Here is a 6,247-nt window from a genome sequence, read left to right on the forward strand (position 1 = left end):
TCCACGTTCAGTCCTCTTTGTCCCAGCCAAATATCCGTTCAGGTTCAAGCAATAATGCTTATCCGAACGGCATTAATTTTTATGATGGCCTTTTTCGTACCTGCTCGATGACATATTGTGATTTCAGTCCTTATTTTGTAAAACAAGGTTATGAACTTTAAGGTGCGGCATTTAATGTCGGTGTTGTTGTTATTTCACGCGAATAATTCAGGAGCAAGGTATGAGTACTCATCAAATAAAAAATGTGGTATTTGACGTCGGCAATGTGATTGTACGTTGGTCACCGCTAGAAATTACTCGCCTGACTTTCGGGGAACTTGATGATCTGGAAACCCAAGCGAGTTCAATTTTCCAAAGTACGATTTGGTTGGATTTGAACAAAGGGTTCTTAACCGAAAATGAAGCCAAACTTCGCTACCAACAAGAGTTAGATTTATCTTCATTAGAGTGCGATCGCCTGTTCTACTACGTAAAGCAAACGCAGATCTTACTGTACGGTTCTATTGACCTCATCAAGCAAGTAAAACGAGCAGGCTATGCCGTGTATGCGTTAACCGATAACGTGGTTGAGATTGTTGAGTACCTAAAAGCCACCTACCAATTTTGGCCGCTGTTTGATGGCGCGGCGGTATCCGCTGAATTGGGCATGCTTAAACCGCAGCCTGAGATTTACCAAGCGCTGCTGTCTAATAATGGTCTTGAAGCTTCAGAAACCGTCTTCATTGATGATATGCCCTATAACGTTGAAGGGGCAAAGGCTGTAGGTATGGCCGGTATCCAGTTTAGTGATGTGTCTCAGTGTGAAAGAGAATTGCTTGCACTGGGTATTGATTTGAATCGTTAACGGATTTGATGATTTCGGGTTAACGATTTAACTCTTCTTTCTAAGGGTTTAACAAGATGAAAAAATACTCAGTAAGATCAATGATCACTTTTTTGGTTCTCGCTTTATCTGGGTTGGTTCTTATTGTGGCAGCAATGCTGCAGATGCAAGGTGAAGAACCCTGTCACAATTGCTATGAATCAGATAAAGGGCAGTTTAAGTATGTCCTTTACGATGGAACCTCACCTTCGATAATTCCAAGTATTCACAACGAGCTATTGCTCAAACAGGCTCCTTTGATGAAGAGCTTCGGCCTTGATTCAATACCTGTCATAACGGTGAGAGTATGGCGAAACCAAAAAGCCTATTTGGATGAGCAGGAGCGGAGCATAGGGTATCGATATGCTTTCTCTACGGGGTATATTGACCCTAAAAGCAATGAAATTAGGCTGCTCTATTTTGGTGGTGAGATCCATAAAACCGCACTGCATGAGTTCGTACATTTACTGACTCTGCAAGTGAATCCGAACTTTGCGAATAATCCGCGTTGGTTGTGGGAAGCTATCGCTATCTACAAATCTGAAGATTATTGGTTTCACGTCAATAACAGGACTGCCATCAGTCGCCGTTTCGATGGGCTAGTTCAGGATTTATACCATAAGCCAAACAGTAGCTCGGCTGTTTATGAGCTTGGCTATACGGTCGGTGAGTTTATTGAACGTTCATGGGGGGAGGAGGCGTTTGTTTATCTCATTAAAAGCAATGGTGATCCATCACAACTTACAGAGCAACCAATAGAATCGCTGTTTTCTGATTGGGAAAAGTTCGTCAAAACCACGTACTTGAGTAGCCCGAAAAGTGAGTATGAAAAGGCCATGGAACGAAATCCATTCGATAGAAGAGACACGTCTAACTAATCAAAAAAGAGGTGATGTTTCATATGAACATCGCCTCTTTTCTATTTGTTGTTCTAAGTGGCTTCATTCTACTGATACGTTTTATTCTTCTCTTTAGCTTTATTGTTCGGTATTCAGATGTCGAATCAACTTCGCTGGTGTACCGCCGTATAAGCAGTCTGGCGGTACATCACTGTTGACCACAGAGTTCGCAGCAATCACTGAACGAGCCCCAATTGTCACGCCTTGATTGATCACTGAGTTACCGCCAACCCATACATCATCTTCGATTGTTATTGGTAAACAGAAGGTTTCCCATTTACGGCGGCTACGATAATCAAGGGAGTGTGATGGCGTATAGAATTGCGCACTTGGTCCAATTAAAACATTGTTGCCGATTTTGATGTTCGCACCATCTAGCATTACGGCGTTCATATTAATGAAGGTGTCGTCGCCAATCTCGATGGTTTTGCCAAACTCACAATGAAAAGGGGGTTGGATTAAGCTGCTACTACCAACCTTACCAAATAGCTGCTCTTGCAATGTGTGTTGCTGGTTTGGGTCTTGGTGGTGGTTGAAAGCCATTAGCGACTTTCTGGCATTGGCACGCATGGTATCAATTTCTTGATCTGCACCATCATACACTTGTCCAGATAGCATTTTTTCTAGTTCAGTTTTATTGTTTTTATTACTCATGCTTATCCACTTTACGAGAGTCTCGGTCTACATGACGAATACTGCAAGATTAGCGACTTTTAGACATAAAAAAAGAGAAAAGCGTCAGCCTTTCTCTTCCTGTTTTGTGCTTTAAGCACTAATGCTAAGTGAGCCCTGCTATTCAGCAAAAGGCGCGCTTTGCCAAATTAGATTTGCTCAACGAAACCCATTAGGTGCTGTTTCACTTCGTCTGAAGCAAAAGCGCTGTCGACTGAGTATTTGTAGATTTCTACGTAGTCTTCTTTTGTTAGGCCGAATGTTTCACACACACGCTTCACTTCGTTGGTCATGGTTGTGTTCGACACAGTGCGGTTGTCTGTGTTGATCGTTACAACGATGCCATCTTTTTTGAATTCAGCAATTGGGTGATCGCTGAATTGGTGAATACATTTAGTTTGAACGTTACTTGTTGGGCAAGTTTCAAGCGCAACTTGCTTCTCTTTAACGATGTTGTATGCGTCTTCGTTACCTTGGATGTGAACACCGTGGCCGATGCGTTCAGCGTCAAGCATTGTCACTGCATCGTAAACGTTTTGACCATGCCATTGCTCGCCAGCATGCACGGTAATGCGGTAGCCTTTTTCAAGAGCGTATTGCGTGTATTCAGGGAATTCAGCACAGAAGCCTGGTTTTTCGCCGCCCGCGATATCAAACGCCACAACACCTTTACCTAGGTAGGGTTGGCCTGCGTCGATTACGTCTTTGATAGAATCTTTAGGGAACATACGAAGCACAGACATGATGTAGTTGCCTCTGATGTCGTATTTCTCTTCAGCGCGCTTCATGCCTTTTACTGCACTTGCAATGATCGTATCAAGAGACAGACCTTTATTTACGTGCAGGATTGGTGCGAAGCGAACTTCTAGGTATTTAACGTTTTCTAGTGCAGCGTCTTCGTAAAGCTCAAAAGAGATACGTTCAATCGCTTCTTCAGTCTGCATTACTTGCAGTGGCAGGCTGAAACAAGCCAGGTACTCATCTAGGTTTTTGCAATCTTCTGGCACCGTTAGAGATTGAACAACCGCGTCGCGATCTTCAGGTAGTTCGATATTGTACTGTTTTGCTAGGTCAATAATCGTGTCTGGGCGAACACTTCCGTCTAGGTGGCAGTGTAAATCAATCTTTGGTAGTGCTAGAAAATCCATGAGTATTCCTTAATTCTATTATTCTTTGAGTGTTTTAACTCACATGCGCTAAATTTACCAAGACAATGATATGATTTAAAGTGACAATTAATCATCATTAACCTGAATTTAGGGAATATCATGGTAGATGTTAAAAGCTTACTTAAATGCGATATGAATTTGCTGCTTTGCCTGCACGTTCTCATTGAAGAGCGAAGCGTGAGCAAAACCGCAGAGCGACTCTTTTTGAGTCAATCTGCGGTAAGTAAACAGCTCACCAAACTCAGAGCTTTGTTTGATGATCCGCTGTTTGAGCGAGAATCTAAAGGGCTATTTCCCACACCCAAAGCACTCGCGTTAGCGCCTAAGATCCACCAAATTCTACTGCAAATCGAAAAGCTGACCGTTCCCGAAGTTTTCGATCCTAAAGACAGTGAGCGTACCTTCACTATAGACCTTGTTGAAACCGCCTACACAGCGATCTATCCGCATTTTATGCCGACAGCACTTGCCGATGCGCCGCACATTACCATCAACAGTTCGACGTGGAGCAGCGACAGCTTCAAGCGCTTACTCAAACGTGAGGTGGATTTTGGCATTGGTATTTTCGAATTGGATGAACGCGCTTCTACCCACGTGCAGTGTATCCCTGACGAGTTGGATTACGTGGAACTGTGCTTGGATTACTCGGTGTGTTTGATGCGAAATGACCACCCAGCCTTGCTGGAAGAGTGGAACCTCGACACTTTCTTGAAGTATCGACACATACAGTTGGTGACGGGTGGAGCGGGTGACTGGTTATTGATGGAAGTGCTTAACTCAAAGCAGCTTGAAATCAACAAAGCCGCGAATGTTTCAGACATCACCAGTGCCATTAAGCTGTGTAAGCAGAGTGATTTACTTATGTGTTACCCATACAACTCGGTACGCGATTACATTGATAGTGGAGAGTTGGTGATGAAGCCTGTCCCGGTTGATTTGGTGCCGGGAGGCTTGTTCCTTCTATGGCACAAATACTTCGATTCAGAACCTAGCCATAAATGGTTGCGCGATCTGATCATCGAGCAGACTCGATAGTTGAGATGTATAATCTATTCAAGCTTTTGAAAGATAAAACAAACGTAGTTGTTTGATAAAAAATCCAGTTTTATTTCGTCTTTTGGAATTAAGCTTCGTCTTATTCTGGGTGCTATTTTTATTTGGAAGATGAGAGATGACAATTCCACGGTTACCACAACAAATTATTGAAGACGCGTGTGAGTGGGCGATCATGCACGGTGTTGCGTTTCGCCAGTCAGATAATACTGCTAGGCATTGTCCTTTCAGCATTGCTCCTATGACTATGGAGCGCGAGGTTTTTGAACACTTGTTGAAGGTAACACCGCTGATCACCAAGTTAATCAGCAATGTTTCCGAAGATCATGATTTCTTGCAGTCATCACTGAGTGATATGGCCAAAGCTGATCCGTTTTTTGGCCGCTTGATGGAGCTGCATCAACAAGCGCATGGCGAGGTGTCTCATCGACTTTATCCTGCTCGCCAACCGCTGTTATTAATGCGTACTGACTTCATGGATGATCGCCAACATGGCGCGAAAGTGATCGAGTTTAATGGCATTGCTGCAGGTATGGCTCCGTTTGGGCAAAAGGCCACAGAGTTCCATGATTACATGCAAAATCAATGGCCTGAGACTTATCAGAGCTGGCTTGAAGATAAATCTGCAACTCCTGCTGAAAACCAAGGCTTAACGCAGTTGGCTTATGGTATAGCGACTTCAGCAAGAAAAGTGCGAGCTGACTTTAATGATTCAGATAAGCCAACATTCTTGATGGTAGTACAAAAGAATGAAGACAATGTTTACGACCAACACCTACTCGAAATTGAACTGCAAAAGCAGGGTGTACGTACGGTTCGTCGTACCTTTGAGCAATTGAGCTGTCAGCTTTCATCGGGTGATAACCAACGTTTGTTACTGCAAGATGTCGGCGCTGTCGATGTGGTGTATTTAAGAGCTGGCTATCAGTATTCAGACTACTGGGCTCCAGAACTCAACGAATCGGTTTGTTGTCATACACTAAGCCAAACGCGCGTGTTTATGGAACAACACCATGTCGCAATGAACGCGACCATCAATCAACAATTAGCGACCAGTAAAACCATGCAAATGCTGCTGACCATGATGCCAGCATCTGAATACGCACGTTGGGGTTTAACGCTAGAAGATGCGGAATTGGTGAAGAGTGTTTTAGCAGATATGAAGCCAATCACCAGTGACTCGATTGAATGGTTTAACACACAAGCTAACAAGCAAGAGTGGGTGCTGAAAAACCAAGGTGAGGGCGGTGGCCATTGTGTATTTGGTGACGACATCAGCGAACAACTGAGCCAGCTTAAACCAGAAGAGTACGATGCGTGGGCATTGATGCAGCGCTTGTATCCACACCAACGCGACGTACCAACCATTGCAGTGCGTGACACTCAACAAACGCTAGTGACAGATTTAGTCAGCGAAGTCGGCCTATTTACCGCTTACTACCAAGGTAAGCCAGTGACCGAACTGGAAGGTTACGCGGGTTACTTAATCCGCAGCAAACCCGCCAGCGAAAACGAAGGTGGAATCCACAGCGGCAAAGGCATTCTAGATTCGTTGGTGTTGATTGATTAGTTACAAATGGTTAATCCACAAC

6 protein-coding genes are annotated in these 6,247 nt (G+C 43.9%); 4 read left to right on the plus strand and 2 right to left on the minus strand.

Translation table 11 applies throughout. The annotated features are described in order from the left end of the window. Nucleotides 1-220: 220 nt before the first annotated feature. Nucleotides 221-844 (plus strand): HAD family phosphatase, encoded by a 624-nt coding sequence (locus tag AB4496_RS14450; protein WP_009845966.1) that lies wholly within the window; start codon nucleotides 221-223, stop codon nucleotides 842-844. Between the two features lie 56 nt (nucleotides 845-900). Then, entirely contained in the window at nucleotides 901-1,740 is an 840-nt protein-coding gene (locus AB4496_RS14455) for a hypothetical protein (protein ID WP_102258640.1), read from the plus strand. Between the two features lie 99 nt (nucleotides 1,741-1,839). Here the strand turns inward: AB4496_RS14455 and AB4496_RS14460 are convergent, their stop codons facing one another. Then, nucleotides 1,840-2,415, minus strand: coding sequence for a sugar O-acetyltransferase (locus AB4496_RS14460; protein ID WP_009845964.1), 576 nt, complete (start codon nucleotides 2,413-2,415; stop codon nucleotides 1,840-1,842). 167 nt (nucleotides 2,416-2,582) lie between these two features. Next, the gene (gene add / locus AB4496_RS14465; protein WP_009845963.1) at nucleotides 2,583-3,581 is read right to left on the minus strand and encodes an adenosine deaminase; all 999 of its coding nucleotides are present in this window, start codon (nucleotides 3,579-3,581) and stop codon (nucleotides 2,583-2,585) included. A gap of 120 nt (nucleotides 3,582-3,701) precedes the next feature. Here add and AB4496_RS14470 point away from each other — a divergent pair, with 120 nt between their 5' ends. Further along, nucleotides 3,702-4,637, plus strand: a complete 936-nt coding sequence (locus tag AB4496_RS14470) for a LysR substrate-binding domain-containing protein (RefSeq protein ID WP_009845962.1) — start codon at nucleotides 3,702-3,704, stop codon at nucleotides 4,635-4,637. Between the two features lie 136 nt (nucleotides 4,638-4,773). Beyond that, nucleotides 4,774-6,225: a glutathione synthase gene (locus AB4496_RS14475; RefSeq protein WP_009845961.1), complete on the plus strand. Its 1,452-nt coding sequence runs from the start codon at nucleotides 4,774-4,776 to the stop codon at nucleotides 6,223-6,225. The last annotated feature ends 22 nt before the right edge of the window (nucleotides 6,226-6,247 follow it).

Origin of the sequence: Vibrio sp. 10N.222.46.A1 (assembly GCF_041473595.1) — a bacterium.
Taxonomy (GTDB): Bacteria; Pseudomonadota; Gammaproteobacteria; order Enterobacterales; family Vibrionaceae; genus Vibrio; species Vibrio tasmaniensis_A.

Excerpts from the sequence above, each read along its gene's own strand:
- AB4496_RS14450 (WP_009845966.1), top strand. The coding sequence starts at position 221 with ATGAGTACTCATCAAATAAAAAATGTGGTATTTGACGTCGGCAATGTG.
- AB4496_RS14455 (WP_102258640.1), top strand. The coding sequence starts at position 901 with ATGAAAAAATACTCAGTAAGATCAATGATCACTTTTTTGGTTCTCGCT.
- AB4496_RS14460 (WP_009845964.1), bottom strand. The coding sequence starts at position 2,415 with ATGAGTAATAAAAACAATAAAACTGAACTAGAAAAAATGCTATCTGGA.
- add (WP_009845963.1), bottom strand. The coding sequence starts at position 3,581 with ATGGATTTTCTAGCACTACCAAAGATTGATTTACACTGCCACCTAGAC.
- AB4496_RS14470 (WP_009845962.1), top strand. The coding sequence starts at position 3,702 with ATGGTAGATGTTAAAAGCTTACTTAAATGCGATATGAATTTGCTGCTT.
- AB4496_RS14475 (WP_009845961.1), top strand. The coding sequence starts at position 4,774 with ATGACAATTCCACGGTTACCACAACAAATTATTGAAGACGCGTGTGAG.